The 25622-nt window shown below is 63.7% G+C and carries 21 protein-coding genes and 1 tRNA gene; 2 read left to right on the top strand and 20 right to left on the bottom strand.

Going from position 1 to position 25622, the window contains the following annotated elements:
- Positions 1 to 5: 5 nt before the first annotated feature.
- The 6 genes from ACFVYC_RS07690 to ACFVYC_RS07665 are packed head-to-tail and all read right to left on the bottom strand — an operon-like array spanning position 6 to position 7527.
- Positions 6 to 1739, bottom strand: coding sequence for a protein kinase (locus ACFVYC_RS07690; protein ID WP_387548667.1), 1734 nt, complete (start codon positions 1737 to 1739; stop codon positions 6 to 8).
- Entirely contained in the window at positions 1736 to 3196 is a 1461-nt protein-coding gene (locus ACFVYC_RS07685) for a peptidoglycan D,D-transpeptidase FtsI family protein (RefSeq protein ID WP_387548665.1), read from the bottom strand. Before ACFVYC_RS07685 ends, ACFVYC_RS07690 begins: the two co-directional genes overlap by 4 nt.
- The gene (locus ACFVYC_RS07680; RefSeq protein WP_387548663.1) at positions 3193 to 4590 is read right to left on the bottom strand and encodes an FtsW/RodA/SpoVE family cell cycle protein; all 1398 of its coding nucleotides are present in this window, start codon (positions 4588 to 4590) and stop codon (positions 3193 to 3195) included. Before ACFVYC_RS07680 ends, ACFVYC_RS07685 begins: the two co-directional genes overlap by 4 nt.
- Positions 4587 to 6302: a PP2C family protein-serine/threonine phosphatase gene (locus ACFVYC_RS07675; RefSeq protein WP_387548662.1), complete on the bottom strand. Its 1716-nt coding sequence runs from the start codon at positions 6300 to 6302 to the stop codon at positions 4587 to 4589. The genes ACFVYC_RS07680 and ACFVYC_RS07675 overlap by 4 nt, the downstream gene beginning before the upstream one ends.
- Before the next feature lie 2 nt (positions 6303 to 6304).
- Complete coding sequence (locus ACFVYC_RS07670) at positions 6305 to 6787, bottom strand: FHA domain-containing protein (RefSeq protein WP_387548660.1); 483 nt, start codon at positions 6785 to 6787, stop codon at positions 6305 to 6307.
- Entirely contained in the window at positions 6784 to 7527 is a 744-nt protein-coding gene (locus ACFVYC_RS07665) for an FhaA domain-containing protein (RefSeq protein WP_387548658.1), read from the bottom strand. Before ACFVYC_RS07665 ends, ACFVYC_RS07670 begins: the two co-directional genes overlap by 4 nt.
- Positions 7528 to 7902: 375 nt before the next feature.
- Between ACFVYC_RS07665 and ACFVYC_RS07660 the strand changes: the two genes are divergently transcribed.
- Positions 7903 to 7985 (top strand) — tRNA-Leu (locus ACFVYC_RS07660).
- Between the two features lie 97 nt (positions 7986 to 8082).
- On the opposite strand, the gene ACFVYC_RS07655 is transcribed toward ACFVYC_RS07660, so the two are convergent.
- The 14 genes from ACFVYC_RS07655 to ACFVYC_RS07590 form a co-directional block, all read right to left on the bottom strand.
- Positions 8083 to 8781 carry a FadR/GntR family transcriptional regulator gene (locus ACFVYC_RS07655; protein ID WP_387548657.1) on the bottom strand — a complete coding sequence of 233 codons (699 nt, stop codon included), beginning with the start codon at positions 8779 to 8781 and terminating at the stop codon, positions 8083 to 8085.
- Positions 8782 to 8791: 10 nt separating this feature from the next.
- Positions 8792 to 9919: a mandelate racemase/muconate lactonizing enzyme family protein gene (locus ACFVYC_RS07650; protein WP_387548655.1), complete on the bottom strand. Its 1128-nt coding sequence runs from the start codon at positions 9917 to 9919 to the stop codon at positions 8792 to 8794.
- 553 nt (positions 9920 to 10472) lie between these two features.
- A complete protein-coding gene (locus ACFVYC_RS07645; RefSeq protein ID WP_387548653.1) occupies positions 10473 to 11504 on the bottom strand; it encodes a LacI family DNA-binding transcriptional regulator in 1032 nt (343 codons plus the stop codon).
- A gap of 107 nt (positions 11505 to 11611) precedes the next feature.
- Complete coding sequence (locus ACFVYC_RS07640) at positions 11612 to 12397, bottom strand: cupin domain-containing protein (protein WP_387548651.1); 786 nt, start codon at positions 12395 to 12397, stop codon at positions 11612 to 11614.
- Complete coding sequence (locus tag ACFVYC_RS07635; RefSeq protein WP_387548649.1) at positions 12394 to 13332, bottom strand: PmoA family protein; 939 nt, start codon at positions 13330 to 13332, stop codon at positions 12394 to 12396. Before ACFVYC_RS07635 ends, ACFVYC_RS07640 begins: the two co-directional genes overlap by 4 nt.
- Entirely contained in the window at positions 13329 to 14447 is a 1119-nt protein-coding gene (locus ACFVYC_RS07630) for a Gfo/Idh/MocA family protein (protein WP_387548647.1), read from the bottom strand. The genes ACFVYC_RS07635 and ACFVYC_RS07630 overlap by 4 nt, the downstream gene beginning before the upstream one ends.
- A gap of 3 nt (positions 14448 to 14450) precedes the next feature.
- The gene (locus ACFVYC_RS07625) at positions 14451 to 15749 is read right to left on the bottom strand and encodes an ABC transporter substrate-binding protein (RefSeq protein ID WP_387548645.1); all 1299 of its coding nucleotides are present in this window, start codon (positions 15747 to 15749) and stop codon (positions 14451 to 14453) included.
- 50 nt (positions 15750 to 15799) lie between these two features.
- Positions 15800 to 16735: a carbohydrate ABC transporter permease gene (locus ACFVYC_RS07620; RefSeq protein ID WP_387548643.1), complete on the bottom strand. Its 936-nt coding sequence runs from the start codon at positions 16733 to 16735 to the stop codon at positions 15800 to 15802.
- A complete protein-coding gene (locus tag ACFVYC_RS07615; protein ID WP_387548642.1) occupies positions 16725 to 17648 on the bottom strand; it encodes a carbohydrate ABC transporter permease in 924 nt (307 codons plus the stop codon). Before ACFVYC_RS07615 ends, ACFVYC_RS07620 begins: the two co-directional genes overlap by 11 nt.
- A 903-nt stretch (positions 17649 to 18551) precedes the next feature.
- The gene (locus tag ACFVYC_RS07610) at positions 18552 to 19211 is read right to left on the bottom strand and encodes a carboxyltransferase domain-containing protein (protein ID WP_387548640.1); all 660 of its coding nucleotides are present in this window, start codon (positions 19209 to 19211) and stop codon (positions 18552 to 18554) included.
- Between the two features lie 37 nt (positions 19212 to 19248).
- A complete protein-coding gene (locus ACFVYC_RS07605) occupies positions 19249 to 20991 on the bottom strand; it encodes an acetyl/propionyl/methylcrotonyl-CoA carboxylase subunit alpha (RefSeq protein WP_387548638.1) in 1743 nt (580 codons plus the stop codon).
- On the bottom strand, positions 20984 to 22585 hold the full coding sequence (locus tag ACFVYC_RS07600) for a 5-oxoprolinase/urea amidolyase family protein (protein WP_387548636.1): 1602 nt from the start codon (positions 22583 to 22585) through the stop codon (positions 20984 to 20986). The genes ACFVYC_RS07605 and ACFVYC_RS07600 overlap by 8 nt, the downstream gene beginning before the upstream one ends.
- Positions 22586 to 22589: 4 nt before the next feature.
- Positions 22590 to 23927 carry an MFS transporter gene (locus ACFVYC_RS07595; protein ID WP_387548634.1) on the bottom strand — a complete coding sequence of 446 codons (1338 nt, stop codon included), beginning with the start codon at positions 23925 to 23927 and terminating at the stop codon, positions 22590 to 22592.
- 67 nt (positions 23928 to 23994) lie between these two features.
- A complete protein-coding gene (locus ACFVYC_RS07590; RefSeq protein ID WP_387548633.1) occupies positions 23995 to 24753 on the bottom strand; it encodes a LamB/YcsF family protein in 759 nt (252 codons plus the stop codon).
- A 137-nt stretch (positions 24754 to 24890) separates the two neighbouring features.
- On the opposite strand from ACFVYC_RS07590, the gene ACFVYC_RS07585 reads away from it, so the two are divergent.
- Positions 24891 to 25607 (top strand): GntR family transcriptional regulator, encoded by a 717-nt coding sequence (locus ACFVYC_RS07585; protein WP_387548631.1) that lies wholly within the window; start codon positions 24891 to 24893, stop codon positions 25605 to 25607.
- Positions 25608 to 25622 lie beyond the last annotated feature (15 nt).

Here is a 25622-nt window from a genome sequence, read left to right as displayed (position 1 = left end):
GGCGGTTACGGCTGGCAGGTCGGGGGCACGCCCGGCAGCTCACCGTCGGCGCAGTCCGGAAGGGGCGACTGTGCTGTTGGTCCTGCCACGGAGGAGGTTGTGGGTGCCGGCGTCGCCGTCGGCGCCGGAGCGGGTGTGGTGGGGGCCGGTGACGGTGGCACTGCATACGTGATGGTCACCGGCGCACCCACTTCCACCCGGCCGGAACGGGACAAAGCGATAACCGAGTTGGGAGTCGAGTTCGCATCAACCTGCGGCTGCACCGTGACGTCCAGATTAAGGGCGGAAAGTTCGGCCTGAACCGTCCGGTAGTCCTTCCCCAGGTAGGCCGCCGGGATGACGTTGACCGTTTCCGGCGTCGGCGCGGTGGTGGGCGTGGGCGTATCGCGGGTCTGGGTGGGGGTGGCCGACTGCGATGTCCTGGTGGGTGTCGCAGACGTGGCCGGTGCACTGGTGGCGGGGGCACTGGACGAGGGGTTGCCGGACGGGGAGAAAACTCCGAGCTGGTTCACCAGGAACCCGGCCAGCGCGAACAGCAGCAACAGGACCAGGGCGATCAGGGGCCAGGTCCAGGGGCTGCGGCCCTTGCGTTTGGGCTCGTCGGCGGGCTCGTCGTCGTACGTGGATTCTTCGGGTACCCAGTTCCGCTCGGCGGCGAGGGCATTGGCCCGGGCGAGCGTTCCTTGTGGTTCATCAGCATCCCCGGCTGAGGACCCTGCGGTACCGGCCGCCACTCCGGCAGCAGCACCAGCAGCACCGGCACCAAGCACCGGCAACGCGGACGTGGGAGCTGGCGTACTGTCGTGCTGGGCGCCGATCACGCCGGTGGGAGCAGTTGCGGTGTCCACGGGGGCCGTGATGGGGCCGGTGTCGGCGTCGAAGAGGAGCATGCCCGGCACGGCGGCGCGCGCGGCGCTGACGTCCCCGTTCCGGATGGCTTCCGCTGCTTCTGCCAGCTTGATGGCGTTGGCCGGCCGGTTCTTGGGATCCTTGGCGAGCATGGACATCAGGAGGGCGCGCACCGGGGTGGGAAGCGATTCCGGCAGCGGCGGCGGCGCATCGTTGACCTGCGCAAGGGCAATGGCGATCTGGGACTCGCCGGAGAACGGCCGGTGCCCGGAAAGGCATTCGTAGCCGATGACACCCAGTGAGTAGATGTCCGAAGAGCCTGTTGCCGTCTGGCCGGTGGCCTGTTCGGGTGCCAGGTACTGGGCAGTGCCCATCACCTGGCCAGTCTGGGTGAGGGGCACCTGGTCGGCAAGGCGGGCGATGCCGAAGTCGGTGACCTTGACGCGGCCGTCGGGGGTGATCAGGAGGTTGCCGGGCTTTACATCGCGGTGTACCAGGCCCTGGGCGTGGGCCACGGCAAGTGCCCGCGCCGTCTGCGCGATCATGGACAGGGTCCGGTCCGGGGACAGAACCTGCTCATGCTCGATGATGGCACTGAGCGGCTGGCCCGGGACCAGTTCCATGACCAGGTAGGCGGAGCCCTCTTCCTCACCGTAGTCAAAGACGTTGGCGATGCCCACGTGGTTGAGCAGGGCAGTATGGCGGGCCTCTGCGCGGAAACGCTGAAGGAAGCCGGGGTCCCCCGTGTACTCCTCTTTCAACACCTTGATGGCGACGATGCGTCCCAGGACGAGGTCTTTGGCTTTCCAGACTTCACCCATGCCGCCGATCGCGATCCGTGTGGTCAGCTGGAACCTGCCGCCGAGGGTGATTCCGGTTGTAGGCCTCACTTATTCAACACCGCCTCAAAAATTCTCTTCGCGTTCGGACTCGTAAGCTGTGCGCCGGTGGTGATGTCCACGTTCTCCATAACGATCGTGACACCCACCTGCGGATTGTTTGCCGGGGCAAAACCGGTGAACCAGGAGTTGTTCGCTCCATTGCCCAACTCTGCAGTTCCGGTCTTTCCTGCCACCTGGACTCCCGGCACCGCTGCCCTGTTGGCGATGCCCTGGCTGACCGCACTGGTCATCCACTCGGTGATCTGGTTGGCGATCTCCGGAGTGGTGGAAGTGCGCAGCTGCTCCGGCTGCGGTTCGTCAATGACGCGCAGGTCCGGTGAGCGGAGGGTCTTGATCAGGTTGGGCCGCATCTGCACGCCGTCATTGGCAATGGCGGCGGTCATCATGGCTACCTGCAGGGGCGTGGCACGGACGTCCCGCTGTCCGATGGCGGACTGGGCCAGTCCCGGTTCGTCGAGGTCGTCCGGGAAGCCGCTGCCCTTGGCGTAGCCGAGCTTCAGCTGGTCGCCCATGTCCTCGGCAAAGCCGAACTTCCTGGCCTGCTCGGCGATGGCATCGCGTCCCAGGTCCAGGGCGATGCTGGCGAACGGGGTGTTGCAGGACTGCTGCAGCGCGAACGCGAAGTCCGCCGTGTCCCGGGTGTAGCAGTTGCCGCCGGCATAGTTGGGAAGCCTGTACTGGATGCCGGGGAAGGGCATCTCGGCGGGGTTCGGAAGCTCGCTGTCCTTGTTGTACTTGCCGGAGGCGAGGGCAGCGGCGGTGTCCACGAGTTTGAAAACGGAGCCCGGGGCCAGCAGTTCGCCGGTAGGTCCGCTGACGTTCGGGTTCAGGTTGATGCCCGGTACCTTGACGAGTTCGTTGATGTTGGCTGACTCTTCAGTGGGGTTCTGGGTGGCAACCAGGTTGGGGTTGTAGGAGGGCTTGGACACCATGGCCAGGATCGCGCCCGTTTTGGGGTTGGTGACCACAATGGAGCCGCGCTGCCCGTCCGGAATGAGGTCGTAGGCGAGCTGCTGAATCTCAGGATCAATGGTGAGTTCCACCGATGCGCCCTTTGGCTGGTTGCCCAGGAAAAGCTGGCCCACCCGGTCCAGGAAGAGCTGGTCTGCGTTGCCTGCCAACTGCTCCCGCATGGTCTGTTCCAGGCCCGTGGCCCCGTAGTTCTGGGAGAAGTATCCGGTGATCCCGGCGTACAGCTCCGGCTGCGGGTAGGTCCGCTGGAACGCACAGGTCTCTGACCCGCTCTCCACGGATTCCGCTACCGGTGTTCCTGCCACGACGATGGCGCCGCGGTCGTTGCAGTAGTCCTGCAGGATGGCGCGCTGGTTCCAGGGGTTGTTCTCGAGCTCCTCCGCGCCGACCACCTGAACGTAGCTGATGGCGCCGAAGATGAGGGCGAACATGGCGATCGCCGCTACCCATGAATGCCGTATTGCCCGGTTCACAGGTGCTTCACCGCCTCGGTTGGAGTATCAATGCCCATGGATTCCGCGCCCTTGGCGGGTGGCATGGGTGTGGTGTCCACCGGGCCGCGGGCGGTGTGGGAGATCATCAGGAGCAGGCCCACGATGATCCAGTTGGCCAGCAGGGAGGAACCGCCGGCGGCCAGGAACGGCGTGGTGAGGCCGGTCAGGGGAATGAGCCGGGTGACGCCGCCGATGACCACAAAGCACTGAAGCGCGACGGCGAAGGAGAGGCCGCACGCGAGGAGCTTGCCGAACGCATCGCGGGTGCCCAGGGCAGCCCGGAAGCCGCGGGTGAAGAGCAGCAGGTACATCAGGACGATGGCGAAGAGCCCGATCAGGCCCAGCTCCTCCCCGAGGGAGGCAATGATCATGTCGCTGTTGGCGAAGGGAACCAGATCCGGCCGTCCCTGGCCCAGGCCTGTCCCCACCAGGCCGCCGTTGGCCATGCCGAAGAGTCCCTGGACGATCTGGTGGCTTCCACCGGGGGCACGGCCGTACACCTCTTCGGTGAACGCGTTCAGCCAGCCGTCGATGCGCAGTTCCACGTGGGAGAAGACCCGCGACGCCGCGAATCCGCCGCCGAGGATGAGGGCCAGGCCGATCACCACCCAGCTGATGCGGCTGGTAGCTACGTAGATCATGACGATGAACAGGCCGAAGAAGAGCACGGAGGAACCGAGGTCGCGCTGGAAGATGAGCACGCCGATGCTGACCAGCCAGGCGGTGATCATGGGGCCCATGTCCTTGAAGCGGGGGAACTGGAGCGGGCCAATCTTCCGGCCGGCGAGCAGGATCAGGTCCCGGTTCGAGGAAAGATACCCGGCAAAGAATATGGCGAGGGTAATCTTGGCCACTTCACCGGGCTGGAAGGTCATGGGTCCAAGCCGGATCCACACCCGGGCACCCAGGATTTCGCCCGCGCTGATGCCGGGAATCAGCGGCAGAACCAGCAACAGGGCACTGGCGGCCAGCGAGATGAACGTGAACCTGCGCAGGATGCGGTGGTCCTTGAGGAACCAGATCACGGCGATGGCCACGGCCATGGCGATCAGGGTCCAGCGGAGCTGGTTATTGCCGGTATCGTCCGCAGGCGCATCCAGGCGATGGATCATGGCCAGACCGATTCCGTTCAGAGCCACGACCAGCGGAAGTATTACCGGATCAGCATATTTTGCGCGGAAGCGGAGCACGCCGTGGAACACCAGGGCAGCGACGGCGAGGAGGCCGGACTGGAACCAGAAGTCCGAGTCGAAAGCCTTTTCCTGGTCCACCCCCACCAGCATGTTGGCCCCGATGCCTACCCCAAGGGCGAGCAGGAGCAACGCAAGTTCAACGTTGCGGCGGGGTTTGGGTGTGGTACTGAGCTGGCTCATTGGCCCACCTCGCAGGTGACTGTGGGACTGGGTGTGGGGGAAGGGCCCGCTGGGGCGGCCGAGGCGTCGGGTGCCGGCGCCGGGGCGGCGGTGGCGGGAGCGCTCGGGGACGGGCTGGCTGCAGGGGAGGCCGACGGCGGCACGCACTCTTCTTCCGGCGATGTGGTGCCGGTCAGTTCCAGGTTTTTTACGATGCGCTGGGCGTCGTACAGGTCCTGGGCGGGTACCGTCTGGCGGACTCGTTGCTGCGAGAACGGCGGCAGGGAGTCCATCCGGATGGCCGTGACCGTTTCAAGGTTGGAGAGCTGGATGGGACCCAAACGCTGGGAAACACCGTTGTAGATTGCCACGCGGGAATCGAACTCGCCCACGTAGTAGCGGGTCTGCGTCCAGGCGTAGCCTAGCCCGAGGCCGATGGCCAGGAGCACCAGGACGGATGCGGCGATGGTCCAGGTCAGCCAGCGCCGGGGCTTGAGCGGCAGAACGGTGTCGTCAGCGTCGGTGGTTTGCGGTTCGGCTTTGTGGGTGAGGAGGGTGGCGGCACGGCGGGCAACGGTGCGGCCGGCGATGGTGGGAATGGAGCCGGACTCCGCTGCCGCGGCGGCTGCTCCCACCAGTTCGTGCGGGCGGGACGCCAGTTCGTCGCGGAGGACTTCGGCGGACAGGTGCTCGCCAAGGTGCGGGTCTGTGGCCCCGGCTTCTGGGGAGTCGGAGGCATCAGAGGTGCCGCTGTTTTTGCCTGGGTCCGTTGTGGGGGGCTCCTTGCCGGCATCTGAGCTCGAAGCCTGGGGAGCCGGCGGTCCGGCCTGGGCGGCGGGCCCGGGACCGTCAACCGAATCCGGTGCCTTGGCGGCAGGGGAGCCTGCGCTCCTCGCCACGGCAGCGGCCTTGGTGACCTCGTGGGAAGGAATGACGTCGACGGCGGCTGTACTGACGTCGTCGGGCGTTTCTTCAACGATTTCCAGCATCACCACGGTGACGTTGTCCGGGGAGCCGGCCTCGAGCGTGAGTTCCACGAGGGTCTCCACGCACTCGCGCAGGTCCTTGGTCTCGCGGACTGTCCGTTCCACTGCGTGCCCGGCCACATAGTTGAGGCCGTCCGAGCAGAGCAGCCAGCGTTCGCCCGGCTCCACGTCCAGGGTGTCAAGGTCCAGCTCAGGGCTGGCGTCCACGTCGCCCAGGACGCGCATCAGGACGTTTTTATGTGGATGGGTTTCGGCTTCTTCCGGCCGCAGCCGCCCCTCGTCGATAAGGCGCTGCACGAACGTGTGGTCCACACTGACCTGCTCGAATTCGCCGTTCCGCAGGCGGTAGGCACGGGAATCACCGATGTGGGCAAAGTGCAGCTTTCCCTCGGCGAGCAGGAGCGACGTCACGGTGGTGCCCATGCCGGCCAGCTTGGGATTGATATGCACGAGCTCGGACAGCAGGGAGTTGGCGGTCTGGATTTCGTCGGCCAGGGTGGTGGCGGCGTCCCCGGTGTAATCGCCGCGGTCCAGGTGGATCATATCCAGGACAGTGGCGGCCGAGGCGACGTCACCGCCCGCGTGCCCGCCCATGCCATCAGCGACGACGGCAAGGTGGCGCCCCACGTAGGCGGAATCGTCGTTTTTGGAGCGGATTTTGCCGACGTCGGACCTCGCCGCGAAGCGCATGATGAGGGGCCGCTGCGCCGGTTGGGGGTCGGTGGCGGGGTTTTGCGGGGCGGCCACGGCTATGGCCTCAATTCGATGACCGTCTTGCCGATTCTCACGGGTACGCCAAGCTCAACGGGCAGGGCACGGGTCAGCTGCTGGTCCGCCAGATAGGTGCCGTTCGTGGAGCCAAGGTCCTCGATGAACCAGCGGCTGCCCTGCGGAAACAGCCTGGCGTGACGGCCGGAGGCGTAGTCGTCCTCCAGGACCAGGGTGGCCTCCTGGGCGCGGCCCAAGAGGATGGGGCTCGCGGCGAGGGGGAGCGTTCGTCCTTTGAGCGGGCCTTCGATCACCACCAGCTGCCTGGCCTGCTGCTTCACGGGCTGCGGCGGCTCTTCGGCAAGTTCGGGGTTCTTGCGGACCTGCCGGGCTGTTGGGGCGCCGGCTGCGGCCTTGCGGCCCACCATGAGGTCGCGGCGCATTGCGGACACGATGCTGAAGATCAGCACCCAGAGCAGGAGCAGGAAGCCGAACCGCAGAGCGGTGATGGTCAGTTCACTCATGCATGGCCGCCAGGGCCGGCAGGAAGCAGGCGGAAGATGATCTTTGTCCGTCCCATCGTGATGGTGGAGCCGTCAGTAAGTTCGGTGCTTCCGGAAACTTTGTGCCCGTTCACGTAACTTCCGTTGGTGGATCCCATGTCCACTGCGCTGGTGACGCCGTTGGCGGTCCGAATCTCGAGGTGGCGGCGGGAAACGCCCGTGTCCTCGACCAGGATGTCGGCCTCGGAAGACCTGCCCAGCACGATGGACGGGGCGTTGAGTGAATACCGCTGGCCGTCGATGTCCAGGACCGGCTGCATCCGGACGGGCTGGCGGCTGGGTGCGGCGGGAAGGTTGGGGCGTTGCGGGGCGGCACCGGGCGCGCCCTTCGATTTCTCCGTGGAGGAGTGGATCTCGAAGTCGCCGGCGCGCAGTTCAGCGTCACGGCGGAAGGAAATCCGTACCGATCCCTGCAGGGTGTAACCCTGGCTGCGGACGTGGTTGATCACAACGTCGCAGAGCTCTTCGGCCAGCGGTGTGCCCCATTCCTGGGCGCGTTTGAAATCATCATCGCTGAGTTGGACGTCGAAAACGTTGGGCACCAGGGTGCGTCCGGCGGCGACGGTGAGCGACCGGTGGTCCACTTCCCGGCGCAGCCTGCTGGCGATCTCGACGGGTTCAACCTGGTTGCGCGAGCCGGTGGAGAAGACGCCCCGGACGGCCTTTTCGATGCCGCGCTCGACTTTGTCCAGCAGACCCATGGTTCTTCTCCTTTCCCCCCGGCTGCGGGGCAGTTTTCGTTCCGAAAGTTCACTTGCGGTGCTGTTCTTAAGCCGCCGGTGTGCCTGCGTGCAGCAGCCACTCCTACATCAGATACTACTGGGCAGGCCTGTGAATGACCTTAATCCACAACGGCCGGGCGCTGCCAAAAGTTCAGTAATGGGCAGATTTCGGTCCCCCGCGGACTGGGGTTTTAGAGGCGGCGCGGCGCCGTTCCTGCCCCGGCCCGGCGGTGCCTGGCAGCGCTTCGGACGCTCAATTGGTGTTTTGTGGCCGATGTCCGTTATGCTTGATCTCGCTGCTTTTACAGGGTTGCGGTTCGGGAAACCGGCCGGGATTTCTGTGGAGGAAGTTGCGCGCGAGTGGCGGAACGGCAGACGCGCTGGCTTCAGGTGCCAGTATCCGAAAGGGTGTGGGGGTTCAAATCCCCCCTCGCGCACGCAAATGAAGGGCCCCGGTCAATAGACCGGGGCCCTTTTGCTTTTGCTGCCTATATATACGGACGACGGCGGGGTATCAGCCCGGACGCACCCGGGCTACGGGCGCGCCGAAGCCTTGAACCGCCGTCGTGAGTTGGCCAGGTGGCTGCGCATGGCGGCGGCAGCGGCAGCCTCGTCACCGTCTGCGATGGCGTCCGAGATGGACCGGTGCTCCTGGATTACCTGGTCGAAGTGGTCCCGGGCGTAGTGTTCGACGCCGGTCATCAGCCGGGTGCGCGGCATCGCGATCATGGTCTGGCCCAGGGCAGCCAGGCAGTCGGAGTAGAAGGGGTTGCCGGAGGCGGCAGCCACGGCCCGGTGGAACTCGAAGTCTGACTTCATGGCGTGCGCCGGGTGGCCGGCGCTACCCCTGAACTCCTCGAGTGCCGCGGTGACGGCGCGTAGCTGCCGCTCGGTGTGGTTGCGGGCGGCCAGCGCGGCGGCTTCGGTTTCCACTCCCATACGGAACTCAAGCAGGTGGAGCCGGTCCTCCATGGTGGCCACCGGACGGGCCCCGGGTGCTGCCTGGGGCCCGTCCGACGGCGGCGTGAGGGCGAAGCTGCCGCGCCCCCGTTCGGTTTCAACAAGTCCCTCGGCCTGGAGCCTGGTGAGCGCGGCGCGGACAACGGTCCGGCTCACGCCGAAGTCGCTGATGAGGGTGTTTTCGCTGGGGAGTTTCTCGCCAGGCTGGATGGCGCCGTCGACGATGCGGGTACGAAGGTCGGCGGCGAGGTCCGCGGTGAGGTTCCGGCTCATGGCAACAAGGTTACGCGCCGAACTCCACGGAATCGGTGGTCCAGGCGCGTGCCTGGTCGCTGAGGGTGACGCCGAGGCCGGGACGGTCCGGGACGATCATCCGGCCGTTCTTGGTTTCGAGGCGCTCGTTGAACAGCGGATCGAGCCAGTCGAAGTGCTCAACCCACGGCTCGCGCGGGTAGGCGGCGGCCAGGTGCAGGTGGATTTCCATGGCGAAGTGCGGGGCCAGGCCCAGCCCGCGCTCGTCGGCGAGGGCGGCGAGGCGGAGGAACTGGGTGATGCCGCCGACGCGGGGTGCATCCGGCTGGATGATGTCGCAGCCGTTGGCGTTGATGAGGCCCTTGTGCTCGGCCACGGAGGCGAGCATTTCGCCGGTGGCGATGGGGGTGTCCAGGACGTTGGCCAGGTGTGCGTGGCCTTCGAAGTCGTAGGCGTCCAGGGGTTCTTCGATCCAGATGAGGTTGAACTCCTCGAGCTGGCGTCCCATGCGCAGGGCGGTGGCGCGGTCCCACTGCTGGTTGGCGTCCACCATCAGCGGGACGTCCCAGCCGATGTGCTCGCGGATGCCGGCGACGCGGCGCAGGTCCTCTTTGCTGTCCGGGAGGCCTACCTTGATCTTGATGCCGCCGATGCCTTCCGCGATGGATTGCGTGGCGCGGGCCTTGACTTCCTCGAGGGTGGCGTTGAGGAAGCCGCCGGAGGTGTTGTAGGTCTGGACGGAGTCGCGGTAGGAGCCGAGGAACTTGGCCAGGGGCAGGCCGGCGCGCTTGGCTTTGAGGTCGTAGAGGGCGATGTCGAGAGCGGCGAGGGCCTGGGTGGCGACGCCGGAGCGGCCTACGGAGGCGCCTGCCCAGAGCAGCTTGGTGTAGATCTTGGCGATGTCGTTGGGGTCCTCGCCGATGATGCCCGCGGCAACTTCCTTGGCGTGCGCGTACTGGGCGGGGCCGCCGGCGCGCTTGGAGTAGCTGAAACCGATACCGGTGTGACCGAGTTCGGTGGTGATCTCCGCGAAGAGGAAGACAACCTCGGTCATGGGCTTCTGCCGGCCGGTGAAAACCTTGGCGTCGCTGATGGGAACAGCGAGGGGGAGCTTGGCAGTGGACAGCTTCACGTGCCGGATCAGGTCGACGGTACTCATGGGTTCTCCTTTGGGCGGGACCGGGCTCCTTCGCCCGCCTTCTTATAATACAAGTCGGTTACTTGTATTACAAGCAGCCTGGGCGCGGCGGTTTCTCCACGGGTCTTGTCGTCGATTGGCATTGCTTGTTTTGGGCCGGGGTGACCCTGCCGCTGGATTCGCATTCGCCGAAGGTGTCAGGCCGAGATCTATGACCCTCTGAAGCGTCTGTCTGGAAACGGGCGATCAGATCCTAACCTGACTGCTATCTAGAGGGGGGTTCTGACGTCAGGGTGGGGTGTACTCCAATCCGGTCGCGAAACTAAGGCACGGCGAGTGATGAGCTGCAGTCATGGCGCGAGGGCTTCCGGCTACGTAGAGATGTCGGTACCAGCGACGGTCAGGCCAAAAGCTGCGGTCTGACGCCACTGAGCTGATATGAGTGGTGGTCAAAGCGCTGCGTGGTCTGACGAATTCTGGATCTGAAACTCTTGTGGCCACTCGGCAAGTTCGATGTAGGAGTGCACGAAAACGGTGTTGTCCGGGGATTTCATCGCACCCTTGTCCTCCGGGATCAGCTGCGCACCGGTCCGCTGGACTCCCTGATAACCAGTTCCATGGGGGCGAGTGTCAGGTCTTCGGACATTGGTTGTTCACCACGGATCCTGCCCACGAGGTCGGACATGCTGCGCGCTCCCAAAGCCTCCAGGTCCATGTGCACGCTGGAGAGAGAGGGCACCAGGAACTGTGATTCGGCCATGTCGTCCCAGCCAAACACACTGACATGGCCGGGGACGTTGATGCCTTGCTCATGCAGTGCTCGGATGACGCCGATTGCCATTTGATCGTTCGCGGCCACCACTGCCGTAACATCCGGCAGCGCAGCAATATCCTGACCAGCCTGGTAGCCAGACATCGGCGACCAATCCCCGGTTGCTACGCCTAGCGAAATGAGGCCCAGCTGATCCACTGCTTCCTCGTATGCGGAACGCCTATTACGGGCTGAAGGCCAGTTGGCGGGTCCGGCGACGTGAAAAAAGTTGCGGTGGCCCAGTGAAGCCAGATGTTCCACTATTTTGGCGGCAGCAGTCCCGTCCGCGAGGCTTCCGCGGGCACGCATCTTGTTGTCGTATTCACCGGCTATCACCATTGGAACTGATGACACCGGGGACATCAAGGAGCTTGCCTTGGGGCGTGGAACGAAGGAAAGAATGCCGGCAATGCCCTCCCCGGCGATTAAGTTTTGAAGCTGTTGCGCCCGGGCCTCCGCACTTCCTTCAAGGGACATCACGTCTACCCTGTACCCTGCTGCATGTGCGGCGGAGGCGGCGCCGCTGAGCATCCTGGTCGGAAAGTAGAGCGAGGCCTCGGGCACCATCACCACTACGCGGTACCGCTCGCGTGAGCGTAACGACCGGGCTGCCAGATTCGGATGGTAGTTGAGCTCAGAAAGCGCTTTTTCAACCCGCTCCAGGGTGGCGGGTTTGAGTTTGCTTTTGTCCTTAAGGTACCGGGAAACGGTCTGGTGGGAGACTTCGGCCAGGGCAGCCACATCGTAAATTGTGGGTGCCTTTGGGCGGTCGGGCTCGAGTGCGGCCTGAGCCATGAGATGTCTCCTAAGATTACTGTTTCCGCTCCCGCGGGAGTGATCTGACTCCAGCCTAGTCACTCCCGCGGTCGGGTTTCCTTGCGTAGCGGGCGGGCTTGCCCGCATCAGGACTGCGGGCCAATGTCCCATTTCTGCAACAGCCCGCACATCCCGAAGATCGGTCCGGTGTTGACCGGCACAGTTCTGGAGACGGCAGCATCCCGGAAGTGACTGAAGCCGCCCTGGGCGAGGTCAGCAAGCCACCGTTCAGTTCTGGCCGGTTCCGGCGCGATGGTTTCCCTCCAGAGGTTTTGCCAGCCGGAGACCTTTGCCTGGACCAGCCGGACGGCGTCCCGCTGGAACTGTTCGACGACGGCAAAGTCGCCGGCAAGGGCGGCTTCCTTGAGCAGCTCATAACCGGCAAAGGCAGCGTCACGGCGCGCGCGGGCGGCCGCAGCGCGGGACGTTACACCGGACCCGGGTGCCGGGTTGGCAACCGCTGCCGGTCCGCCGTCGAGCGATGCCGTCCTGGCATAGCGTTCGGCGTCGGCGACGATGTCCGGCTCGAACGTCATAATGGCGTCGCCGGCCTCCGGCAGGCCGCCGTTCTGCATGATGGCCAGGATGTTCAAATTGTCCGTATTCACCAGTCGGTGGATCGTTCCCGGGCTGAACCACAACAGATCATTCGGGGCGAGGTCGTAGGACTCGTAGCCGGAGGAACGGATGGTCTCCACCCGCCCGGTCCCGGACAGGACCAGGTACGCCTCTGTTGAGGCCGTGTGCATGTGGGGTGAACCGCCGCAGATGCCGTCGGCGGCTTCCCAGTCGTATACGCCCAGACGGGTCAGCGCCACCCCGCCAGGGAAGGCCGCCTGCTGCCGCGCAGCGGTTTGCTGGACCGTGGTCATGCGTCCAGTGCCACCTTCTGCTGCAACGTCCGGGCTGCCTCGGCGGCAAGGGCCTCCAGTCGGCCGCTGTCCGAATCACCGTCCGCAATCACCACGGCGTACCGGTTTGCCATGAAGGAACCGGCAGCGAAGGTGAATTCTTTGCTGAAGAACGGGGCCGGGCCAAGGCAGGCGAACGGCTCCGAGCGTGCGAACCACTCTGGCGGGTGCTGGGCATTACTGGTGTCATCGGCGATCAGCACAGTGGAGAAGCGGCAGGTGTCATCGTGCTGGCCTACGAAAGCCAGCCACGGGGCCCTGGTGCCGCGGAGGGCTTCACCCGTTGCACCGCCGGGACCGGTGATCCGGCCTCCGGCAAACTCGCGTGGGCCCCGCCAGAACAGTCCGCCGTACCCAGCGTTTTCGCGTCCTTCGGTGGTGGGGGATCCGATCTGGATATCACGGCCGGACACGTTGGTCATCTCAGTTTCAAAGACCAGCGTCCACGAGCTGCTGTCCGGCCCTGCGCTGATGCGGATGCTCCGGACCTCGTCCACTACCTTTTCCCCGTCCTGTGTCCACCAGCTCAGCTCATGCACGAAGCGGAAGGCGCCGTCGGACAGTCCTGCTTCCACCACGCGCTCGTGCCGCATGCTGCCGTTGTTCGGCAACCACTTGTAGTCCTCGCCCCTGCGGTAGCTGGGGCCACCCCAGAAATTATCAGGGCCGAAGTGCGGCAGCGACCAGGCGATACCTTTGTGCCAGACATGGTCCCACGGGCGGTAGACACTGACGGTTTCGCCGGCGGTGGTGCGCAGCGGGTGGAAGAACGGCCGCGGTGATTCGCGCTGTTCATCAGTGGCGTCGTATGTGTAGGTTGCGATCTCCAGATGACCGAGGGATACGGTAAAGGACTGCTGGTCGTGGTGCCAGCTGATTGCGGCAGATGTGCTCATGCGTTTAGTGCTTCCTCTTGTTTCCAGGGTTCCAGGTGGCCGTCCATGCGGGTGAAGAACGGGCTTGCTTCATCAATGGAGCCGCGGGCTATGGTGGTTCCGCCGACACTGGAGGCGTAGATCGCTGCAGCAAGCTCCATCGTGGCATATGCGTCACTGATGGAAACCGGTGCTTGCCCGCCGCCCTTCAGGCTGCTGATAATGGCTGCATACTGCGCGGGGTGCCCGCTGGGCGCGTCCTCCCCTTGGGCCCAGAGTCCGACGACGGCGTCCTGGCCGGGAGCCGCAGTCACCTTCCAGTTGGAGTCGCTGTAGCCGTAGAGGTGCTCCAGTTCCACCGTCGCGTTTTCGTAGTCCAGCCGGAGGTAGGAGGTTTCGCGCGGGGAGATAACAGAGTTGATGACGGTGGCGATCGCTCCGGATTCGAAGCGGACCACAGCTGCGGAGGCGTCCTCGGTGTCCGTCCTGCGGGCGAGCTTTCCGGCGAAAGCGGTCACTTCCGACCAGGGACCCCAGAGATGCAGGAGGAGATCGAACTGGTGAATGCCGTGTCCCATAGTGGGTCCGCCGCCTTCAACGTCCCACAGCCCCCGCCAGGGTATGTCGAAGTAGGGTTGGTCGCGAAACCATAAAGTGTTGCAGGTTCCCACGAGCTGCTTTCCGAGTGCTCCGGACTGCTGCAGGCCGGCCAGCCGTTGGGCGCCCGACCCAAAGCGGTGCTGGAACACGCAGCTCAAGGACCCGGTGGAGGCAGCTTCGGCAATTTCCAGTTCCTTCATCTGATGAAGGGACAATGCCGGCGGCTTTTCAAGCACAGCGTGTAGGCCGAGGGACAGTGCTTCCAGTGCCAGGGGGAAGTGGCTTGACGGGGGCGTGCAGATGGCGACAAGGTCCAGTCCGCCGCCGATCACCGCTTCTGCGAGGCTGGCCGCCGTCCGTGTGATGCCCCACGTGGCGGCAAAAGCCTCCGCACGTGCCGCGTCGATGTCCACTGCGACCGCAAGTTCCACTCCGGGCTGCTGCCGCAGGGCTTCGGCATGGACGTTGGCGATGCCCCCGGTGCCGATGATGGCGACGCGGAGCGCCGTTCCGTTGTTGTGATGGTTTTCAGTCATTTCTTACTTTCGGAGCGAGGACGAGAGTTCGTCGATGAAGGGCTGTGCGGCCTTTTCAGGGGTGGTGCGTTCGAAGAGGACGTCGGTGGTATAGCGGTTGAGGATGTCCGTGATAGCGCTGCCGCCGGCCGGGGTGATAGGGGGTGCCGGGCGCACCTGGTTGGCGATGGCGTTGGTGAACTCAATTGCGGCCTTGTCCGTGGCGCCGAGCTTGGGGGCGATGGCATCTCGAACTTTGGTGTTGGCTGGAATTCCCCGTTCGGTGAGCATGATGTCACCAGCGGCCTGGCTGTTGGCAAGGTAGTTCAGGAACTTCTCGGCGGCTTTAGGGTGCTTCGTACGCGACGATACGGACCAGAACATCGATGCCTTGTAGTAGGCGCCAGCCTCCTTGGCCTGTGTCTCGCCAGGCATCCTCAGCAGCTTCAACTCATTACCGCTGGCTGAGGAGTAGGCCGTGAGCTGGGTATTGAACCCTCCGGAAAAGCCCATCTCGTTCTTTGCAATAGCTGTCTGGTTCAATGAGGCTGTCGCATTTTCGACAATGGCGGACGGTTTCGCGCTGGCTCCTGAAGTCGATAGTTCCTTGATGTTGTTCCAAAAGGAAGCCAGGGTTTCCGGCTTGATGACGACCTTGCCGGAGTCGTCGTAAAGCCGGTCGCCGTTCTGGCGCGCCCAGATGTTCAGGTCCACGTCGCTGTAGCCGACGCCGGCGCCGATAGCACCAGCCCCGCTCTCGCTGATCTTGCGGCCGATGTCCCTGTAGTCATCCCAGCTCCAGGAGGCGTCATCCGGCATTGCAACGCCTGCCTTTTCCAGGACCGCGGGGTTGGCAAGGATGCAGTAGCTGGCGACGCCGGTAATCAGGCCTACGAGCTTGCCCTCTACTTCGCCGCTTTTGAGCGTTTCGGCGTCGATGTCCGACGTCTCGAGGCTGAGTTTTTTCAGGTCCAGGAGTGCGCCCCGGTCGCCGTACTCGCGGACGTATTTTTCGTCCATCTGGATGATGTCGGGGGCGTCGTTAGCCGCCACCTGGGTGGCGAGCTTATCCCAGTAGCCGTTCCAGTCGCTGTATTCTCCTACCACAGTGATGTTGGGGTTTTCTGCCTCGAAAGCGTCAATGACTTGTTGGGTTGCCTTTTGCCGTGCGTCGCCTCCCCACCAAGTGAACCGGATGGTAACGGGGCCGGTTTCTTCGGCGGATGGGGTGCCGGCTGCGGCGCAGCCGGACAGCGCCAGGACGGAGGCGGCAACGGCAGCGGAAAGCTTCAGGTAGCTCCTCCGGGATGAGCTGAAGTTCATGGGGATCCTTTCTGGTGCGGCGTCGTCGTCGGCGCCGGATGTGGTGGGAGTTACTTAATGCCGGTGGTGGCGATGCCCTTGACCAGGAATTTCTGGCCGAGGAGGAAAGCGATGAAGACGGGAAGGAGGGACACGATGGACATGGCGAACAGCGAGCCCCACGAGGTGGACGCCGTCGCGTCCACGAAAGCCCTCAGGGCGACGGGGACCGTGAACATGTTCGGGTCTGTCAGGTAGATCAACTGGCTAAAGAAGTCATTCCAGGTCCAGATGAACGTGAAAATGGTGGTGGTGGCCAGGGCGGGAACCATGAGGGGCAGGATCACCTGCAGGAAGATACGTGCATGGCCTGCGCCATCGATCCTGGCAGCCTCGTCCAGGTCCTTGGGGATGCCGCGGATGAACTGGACCATCAGGAAGACGAAGAACGCGTCCGTGGCCAGCAGTTTGGGGACAATCAGCGGCCAGAACGTGTTTACCCAGCCGATCTGCGAAAACAGGATGTACTGCGGGACGATCACGACGTGGAACGGCAGCATGATGGTGAGCAGCATGGCACCGAACAGCCACTTTTTGCCTTTGAAGTTCAGGCGAGCGAAGGCGTAGGCGGCCATGGAGCAGGAAACAAGGTTGCCAATGATGCAGCCAAGCACAACCAGTGCGGAGTTGAGCAGGTAGGTGGAGAACGGGTTCGCGAGGGCATTCCAACCATCGCTATAGTTTCCTGCCTCGAATGTGGAGAGCAGTAGCCCGGGTTCCCGGAAAATCAGGTCGTTTGGCCGCAGCGAGGATGCGATCATCCACAGGAGCGGGTAGATCATCACCAGTGCGGACGCTATCAGGAGCACGTGCTTGACTATGGCGCGGAGCCGGACCGACGACGGCGACTTGCGCCGTGAGCGGCGTGGCACCGGATGACGCCCCTCCTGGCCTGCAGGGAGGGCTCCGTCGGATGCAGTGGACAGGGGCAGGATTTCAGTCGTCATAGAACACCCAGAACTTTGAGGCGTAGAAGTTAATGGCGGTGAAAGCGCCGATGATGAGGAGGAGGACCCAGGCCATGGCAGAGGCGTAGCCCATGTCGAACTGACCGAAGCCCTTCTGGTACAGGTACAGCGTGAAGAACATGGTGGAATCGGAAGGTCCGCCCGTCCCGCCCGAAACAATGAACGCCTGCGTGAACGACTGGAAGGCGCCCACGATCTGCAGAACCAGGTTGAAGAAGATGATGGGGCTCAGCAGGGGCAGCGTGATCCGGAAGAACTGCGCTACCTTGTTGGCGCCGTCAACCTGAGCGGCTTCGTAATACATGACCGGGATCTGCCGCAGGCCGGCCAGGAAGATGATCATGGGGCTGCCGAACGTCCAGACGTGAAGCAGGATGATAGTGCTGAGGGCGGTGCTCGGATCCGAGATCCACCCTGGCCCCTCAGTTCCAATCAGGGCAAGAAACTGATTCACAAGGCCCGAGGTGCCGAAGATCTGCTTCCAGAGGATGGCAACCGCTACGGATCCGCCGAGCAGGGAAGGCAAGTAAAAGACCGACCGGTAGAACGGCAGGCCCCGGATACCCCTGTCGAGGACCAATGCGATAAAAAGGGCCACCCCCAGCTGGAGGGGAACGCCCACCAGTACGTAGATGAACGTGACCTTCAGGGAGTTCTGCAGGCGGGAATCTTCAAGCATCCGCGTGAAGTTGTCTGCCCCCACGAAGCTAGGCTCCTGCAGGAGGTTGTAGTCGGTGAATGCCAGGTACAGGGAAATCAGCATCGGGCCTAGGGTTATAAGGAAAAGACCTAACAGCCAGGGGCCGAGGAAGACAAGCGCCGTTTTGGTCTGGCGGGCTTCGCCACCTGTTCCTTTGCCTTTGAGCTTTCCCAGCTCAGCTAGGGCGCTCACGGCGTTGCCTGGGACCGAGGGGCCCAGGGCAGGGCGCCTACGGCGCCCGGGCGTACTGACAGATTCATTGGGTTCCTAACTCAAACGTCCGGCACGGCAGCGTGGCCGGAAGGTCATGTTGTTTTTGGGAGAGGTCTTGACGTCCGGTCTGTCGGACTCCTGCACACTCCGGATATTCAAAAAATTATCGGTAACATGAGTATGTGTTACCGATCACTTTATTGTCAACGACATTTTTGGGTTGTATAGTGCGGCCCAAAATCAGTATCTTTGCTGATGCCTCGGACCGATCGGAGGCGGGCGCCCCGGTGACTTTGCCGCACGACGCCATGATTAACTTTGAACGCACTGCCGCTGTCGGCTCGGGCTCCCACGGCGGTTACTTTCCCGGTGGAGCAGTCGAATACACCAAGACGTTCCAGGTGCCGCAGGAGTACCGCGGTAAAAGAGTTTCTCTGGAGTTCCACGGGGGTCTACCGGGACGCGGTTGTTTTCGTTAACGGGGATTTCGCAGTTCAGCGGCCCAATGGTTACTCCTCCTTTGAGGTCCGCCAACCAACCCCGGGCAGGATGGGCAACCCGGTAATTTCCAGGATCCGAGAGAAGTACCAATGGGCCAAGAGCAGAGCACCTACATCAAAATGCCTGAAGGAGGAAAGACAGTCCAACACCGCTCCCTAGGAGCGGGAACGGACGAAAGGGCGCGACGACGGTTAGTTCCGGCGTCGCGCGCCTTTCCGCACTCGCCGGGCAAACCACGGCAGGGAGCCAGGGTACAGCTGCTGCTACGGACGGGGCTAAGTCTGTCTGGGCTGAGGACAGAGAGGGGCGCCGTTGTGTCCGAGCGCTGGGTGCGCCAGAACCCGGCCGGCCTAGTCGAGATAGAGGATAGGGGTGGGAGTCTTATCGGTTGAGAAACCGTACCCTGTCACCGACACGGAAAGCAGCTGTCTCCGGCGCGACACACTCTGGAGGGACGTGCCCGATAACCAGGTCATGGGACAAGGTTTCGCAGGTGGCGACGGTGAAGCCTTGGCTGGAGAGTGTCAATGTTCCGCAGGACAGCCTCCTCGCATTTCTATGCAGCTGCTGTCCTGGCTGCAGGTGCGGGAAGTCCCTCCTGAACAGCTGGGGAGCGATGCCGGGCATGGTGAAGTCCTGAATGATGTAGGTCCTGCGGGTTAGGCGGGTAAGGAATGCTCCGATAGTGAGGCCATGGGCTGTAGCGGCCAATTCCAAATCGTTGGTTCCTTCCTCTCCGCATAGCAAAGGCCAATCGAAGTGCTGCAGCGGCTGGGCCTCTTCGGGCCGGGCCACTGTGGATTCCAGTGCTATCAGGGCTGCTTTCATTGATGCCTGAGTCCAGTGGGAGGGGTCGTAGTCGACAAACAGGGAGCGGCCGATGGAGGTGACTTCGTCGACACCGGGTAGTCCATAGGATTCCATCGCCTCTTGCAGGGCTACGATCTTGCGTCTCACGGCCAGAGCATCCACGCCGCCGGCGATGGCTGTCGTCTGGGTTTCACCCGAGCGGATGACGGTCAATGTGGGTGAGAATCTCATGACTCTTCTCTTGCTTCCTGAAATTCGGGTTCTGGGGTTAGGCGAGGGTGGCCAGCTGTGCTCCGGCCCGCACGTCGTCTCCAGCTGCGACGGCGAGCTCTTCTACGGTTCCGGCTCGGGGGGCGGGGACTTGGGATTCCATCTTCATCGATTCAAGGACCAGCAGCGGTTGGCCTTCGGCAACTTCATCGCCTTTGGTGACCAGCCATTTGACGACCTTGCCGAACATGGGGGATTCCACGGTTCCGTCCGCCTTACCGGAATCAGCCTGTTGCGGCTCATCGCAGATGGCGCTGCTGGTCCCGGGAGTCAGCAGCGCGAGAAGCTGCTCCGGCAGTCCGATCATGTGGCGGCGCCCGTCGATCTCCAGCGGGAGTTGGCGGAGGGCTTGGTCGGTTGTGGGCTGCGGTGTGTAGGCGGGGTCGGGCAGGATCTCGGCTTGGAATTCTGTTTCGATCCAGCGGGTGTGCACTTTGAAGGATGAGGAATCACAGAACTGTGGTGCGTGGACGACTGCGCGATGGAAGGGCACTACAGTTGGGACGCCCTCGATGACCAGTTCGGCCAGGGCGCGCCGGGCCCTTCGGAGGGCCTGCTGCCGGTCGGAGCCCGTCACGACGAGTTTGGCGATGAGCGAGTCGAATTGGGGCGGGACCTCGGAGGTGTTAGTGACGCCTGAATCGAAACGGACGCCGGGCCCGGTGGGGACCTGAAGGGATGTGAGCGTGCCGGGGGTGGGGAGGAATCCACGGCCGACGTCTTCGGCGTTGATGCGGAATTCCAGGGAGTGCTTCAGTGGCTGCAGTCCGTCTTCGATCAGGAGCGGTTGTCCCTGCGCGATGCTCAGCTGTTCAAGGACGAGGTCTACGCCGTAGGTTTCTTCGGTGACGGGATGCTCGACCTGCAGGCGGGTGTTGACTTCAAGGAAGGCGACGTCGCCGGCTTCGGAGACGAGGAATTCAACTGTTCCCGCGCCGCGGTAGCCCGCTTCGCGGCAGATGGCGCGGGCGGCGTCGTGGATTGTTTCTTCTTGGGTGGGGGTGAGGAAGGGGGCGGGTGCTTCTTCCACCAGTTTTTGGTTGCGCCGCTGAAGGGTGCAGTCGCGGGTTCCGATGACGACGACGCGGCCGAAGTTGTCGGCGAGGATCTGGGCTTCGACGTGGCGGGGCCGGTCGAGGTATTTTTCGACGAAGCATTCGCCGCGGCCGAATGCGGCCTCGGCTTCCCGGACCGCTGAGTCGAAGGATTCTTCGACGGTTTCGATGTCGCGGACGACTTTCAGTCCGCGGCCGCCGCCGCCGAATGCGGCCTTGATGGCGATCGGCAGACCGTGTTCTTCGGCGAAGGCTTTGGCCTCGGCTGCGGAGCGTACGGGGCCGTCGCTGCCGGCGACGAGGGGGACACCGGCCCGGACTGCCAGTTCGCGCGCTGTGACCTTGTTGCCAAGTTCGCGGATTGTTTTCGGCAGGGGACCGATCCACGTCAGTCCTGCGTCCAGGACTGCTTGGGCGAAGTCTGCGTTTTCGGAGAGGAACCCATAGCCGGGGTGGACGGCGTCGGCCCCTGAACGGTCGGCCGTGGCAACGAGCTTTTCGATGTTGAGGTATGTTTCGGCGGGAGCGTTTCCGCCGAGTCCGAACGCTTTGTCGGCGGTGCGGACGTGAAGGGCATCGATATCCACGTCTGCATAGACAGCGACGGATTCCAGCCCGGCGTCGTTGCAGGCGCGGGCAATCCGCACGGCAATCTCGCCTCGGTTGGCTATCAGTACTTTATGCATCAATGGTCTCTTTCTGGTGTGGAACAACACGGAAGCCAACGGTGGTTCCCGGGCGGATCTGGGCTGCTTTGGCCAGTTGGTTCTCGGCCAGGACGGCGATGACGGGGTAGCCGCCGGTAGTGGGATGGTCGGAGAGGAAGATGACCGGCTGGCCGCTGGGTGGGACCTGGATGCAGCCGGCGATGGTGCCTTCGCTGGGCAGTTCCCCTGTGCGTGACCATTGCAGTTTCGGGCCTTCAAGTCGCATGCCGACACGGTTCAGCTCGTTACTCGCGGTCCAGCCGGCGCTTTCAAGCAGGGAAAGTGCCTCTTCGGTGAACCAGTCAGCGCGTGGACCTAGGGTGATGTCGAGGACGGCAGCTTCAGGGTCGGAGAAGTCGGGTTGGGCCTCTGGCCAGCCAACGGGGTGCGTCCCTTCAACCGGTGCCACTGGCAGGTGCTGGCCTGGTGTGACGGGTGCCGGGCCGAGGCCGGACAAGGTATCGGTGGAGCGGCTGCCCAGGATTTCCGGGGTGTTGAAACCACCGCGGGCGGCAAGGTAGCTGCGAAACCCGCTGGAGGGCTTACCCAGGGTCAGGACTTCGCCGGTGAGCAGCGCGAACGGATAGGCCATCTCGGCGGTTCTTTGCCCATGAAAGGACGCAATATTCAGCTTAACGGGTGCTCCTGTCACGGCGAGGACCTGATCCGCGGTGGCTTCAACCCGCAGTGCGCCGTCAACAATTTCCAAGCCGGCAGCCCCGTCAGAGTTTCCAACAATGCGGTTGGCCCGCTGGAGCGACTGACGATCCATGGCTCCGGAGGTGGAGACGCCGATGGCGGCGTTCCCCGCTCGGCCGAGGTCCTGGATAAGGGTCAACGGCAGGGACTGGAGTACCCTTAGGCCTTTCCCTTCTTCCTGGGTGGGGGACGGGCGTTCTGCGGTGGCCCCGGTCGTGGCTGAGAATGCTCGGACCGGCTGGAAGATGACTTCGGTCCCGGGTGTGACAAGGGCAGGGTTTTCCCTGGCCAAGTCCCACATTGCTGTTTGGGTGTGTCCGATGATCTGCCAGCCGCCTGGTGATACCCGTGGATAGACCGACGAGTACTTTCCGCCCAGGGCAACCGAGCCGGCCGGGACTGACGTGCGGGGGCTGGGCCGCCGCGGGACGTTCAGGAGGTTGTTTTCGCCGACCATATAGGCAAGGCCTGGGGAGAATCCTGTGAACGCGGCGGTCCAGGTTTGGCTCGAGTGGGCAGTGAGGACTGCTTCGGGGCTGAGGCCGCAGTGAGCGGCGACGTCCCGGAGGTCTTCTCCGTCGTAAACGACGTCGATGCGTACCAGAGCGTTTTCGCCGTGTTGCCGGGGCGGGAAGACCAGATTCAGCAGGGCTTTCCGGATACGGCGCGCCGACTCCGGGGTGGAGCAGGTGATCATAACCGTTTCGGCGGCACTGATGACCTCAAGCTGGCCCACCGGCGGGTTGGCAGTGAGATACTCCTGGAGGGCAAGGACGTCCTCGGGGTGCTCCAGTTCGGCCAGGAGCGCCCGCTGCCCGACGTGCCTGACGCCGCGAATCCGGCCTGCCCCGCCGGATTCCGTTGTGGCGGGCATGGGATCACACGTGAGCTTCATCGACGAGCCTCAGGTCTTCTTCCGGCCGGGGATCGCGGCCAATTGCCATTCCCACGATCGTGATGACGGCCATGGCGGAGAGGTAGATCGGGATCAGGTTCCAGCTGCCGCCCGAGGCTGCGGTCAGTGCTGTGAACACCAGCGGTGCGATGGCGCCGCCGACGACTCCGGCGAGGGTGTAGGCCAGTGAGCTGCCGACGTAACGGAGACGGGCGGGGAACTGCTCCGTGATGTAGGCGGCCTGCGGCCCGTACATCATGCCCTGAATGGAGAGGGCTATGGCGACGCCGATGATGAGGGTAACCGGTGACTTGTCCTGGGTCATGTTGAAGAAGACGGGAATGTAGATGGCCGCGGCGATGGTGCTGAGGCTGTAGACCAGCCGGCGGTTGAAGATGTCAGTGAGGATGCCGGCCAGGGGGATGACGCACATTTGGCAGGCGGATCCGATGAGGATGGCGGCGAGGACGTTGCCGGCGGTCAGTCCGAGCTGGCTGGTGGCGTACACGGCGACGTAGACGGTGAAGAGGGAGTACATGACGTCCGGGAACAGCCGTGACAGGGCAGCGGAGACCAGGGCGCGGGGCTGGGTCTTGAAGACCTCGGAAACCGGCGCCTTGGACCGTTCGTCCTTGACGACGAGAGCCTGGAAGACGGGGGTTTCCTCGAGCTTGAGGCGGATGACAAGTCCGAAGACCACCAGCAGGGCGGAGGCGAGGAACGCTACCCGCCATCCCCAGCCCAAGAAGTCGGCGGTGCTAAGGGACGCGGCGAGCAGTGCCAGGACGCCGTTGGCCATCAGGTTGCCCGCGGGCGGGCCGATCTGGGCAGCCGAGGACCAGAAGCCGCGCTTGCGGGGGTCGCCGAATTCGCTGGAGAGCAGGACGGCCCCGCCCCACTCTCCGCCGACGCCGATGCCCTGGGCCAGGCGCAGGAGCACCAGGATGGCAGGGGCCCAGATGCCCAGGACCGAGTAGTCGGGCAGGATGCCGATCAAGATGGTGGCGACGCCGATCAGCAGCAGGGTGATGACCAGGACGTGCCGGCGGCCGATCTTGTCACCAAGCCGGCCGAAGAAGATACCGCCGAGGGGCCGGGCGAGGTAGCCCACAGCGAAAGTGGAAAAGGAAAGCAGCAGCCCGACGAACTCGTCATTTCCCGGGAAGAAGATCTTCGGGAAGACGAGGGCGGAGGCGACTGAGTAGATCGCGAAGTCGTAATACTCCAGGGCGGTGCCGCTCAGGCTTGCCACATAGGCTTTGACAGCGCTGCGCTTCTTTTGGCGTTTGATTTCCGGCGCGGTCAGGTCTTGCTCAGGCATTGTTGCTCCCATGGTGTGCTCCAAGTGATGAGGGGAGTGGTCTGATGTGTGAAAGGTGCTTTGTCTGTCAGACAAAGCTTTTGATACTGATTCCTGCTGATTCCAGTGCTGCACGGACACGGAAGGCCATCGTGACTGCACCTGCTGTATCGCCGTGAACGCAAATACTCTCCGGGGCGACGTCTATGTCAACCCCGTCGATAGTGGTGATTTTTCCTTCGGTGACCATGCGGACAACGCGTTGTGCGACGTGGTCTGCATCGTGCAGCACCGCTCCCGGCAAGGAACGGGACGCCAGCCGGCCATCGCTGGTGTAGGCCCGGTCGGCGAACGATTCGGGGACACCGCGAAGGCCGGCGGCTTCGGCCCGGGACAGGATTTCTGAGTTGGGCATGGCCAGGATGGGCAGCGTGGCGTCGACGGACTTTACGGCGTCCACCACGGCCTGGGCATGCCCGGCATGATGGACGATCGCGTTGCCCAGTGCACCGTGCGGCTTGACGTATTTGACGCTGGTGCCGGCTGTCTTGGCGATGGCCTGAAGGGCGCCGATCTGGTACACGATCTCATCCGTGAGCTGGACCGGGTCCACGTCCAGGAAGCGCCGCCCGAAGTTGGCCAGATCCCGGTATCCGGGGTGAGCGCCGACCTGGACACCGCCGGCGACGGCGGAGGCGCAGGTGGTGCGCAGCACGGAGGGATCCCCGGCGTGGAAGCCACAGGCAACATTGGCGCTGGAAACGGACTGGAACATCGCGGCGTCATCGCCGAGTTCCCAGCGGCCAAACGATTCCCCGACGTCGCTGTTCAGGTCGATGGTTGTCATGGCTGTGATCCTTATCTCACTAGATGTTCACACCATCATGCAGCACGATTCGAAAACGTTCAACGATTTCAAGCCAAATTTCTTATTTCGTTCAACGATGCCGTGACGTCGGGAGCTGGGGCGTGTAAATTCGGGTTATGGAGATGCTCAACGCCTTGGACCTCGAGAACACAGCAGAGGCTGACCGGGATTCGCCCGAGAAGACGGCGAGCACTGCGGTGGCGGGAAAAGTTGCGGCCGAACTGCGTCGGCAGCTCACTGCCGGGCAGCTGAAGCCGGGTGAGCGCCTTAGTGAACCTGGGCTGACGAAGAGCTTGGGGGTGTCCCGGAATACGTTGCGCGAGGCTTTTGCCGAGCTCAGCGCGGAGCGTCTGGTGGTCAGGCTTCCGAGCCGTGGAGTTTTTGTCGCCTCACCAGGCCCCGCTGACGTGCGCGACTTTTATGTGGTGCGGCGGACCGTGGAGGTAAGTGCGGCCCGCAACGGCGGGTCGGCGGAAAGGATCGCGGCAGTGCGTGAGGCCGTGCTGAATGGCAAACGCGCAGCCGCGACCGGAGATCTCAATGCCCTCACCTCAGCGAACCAGCGCTTTCATGGTGCCATCGTGGAACTGGCTGAGAGTGATCGCCTGAACAGCCTGATGCAGCAGGTCCTTGCTGAGATGCGGCTGTTCTTCCACAAGGAATCTGTGGATGTCGCCTACTACACGCGGTTTCTGCAGGAGAACGAGTTGATTGCTGATGCTTTGTCCGCGGGTGATTTCCGAGGGGCGGGGGACATGCTCATGGAATACCTGCGCCGGTCCGAGGATCATCTGATGTCCATCTACCTCTATGGCGGGCGGCGACGAGGCTGACCGCAGGAAGGGATG

Source organism: Pseudarthrobacter sp. NPDC058329, assembly GCF_042879835.1.
Taxonomy (GTDB): Bacteria; Actinomycetota; Actinomycetes; order Actinomycetales; family Micrococcaceae; genus Arthrobacter.
This window is presented reverse-complemented; position numbering and strand designations above follow the sequence as displayed.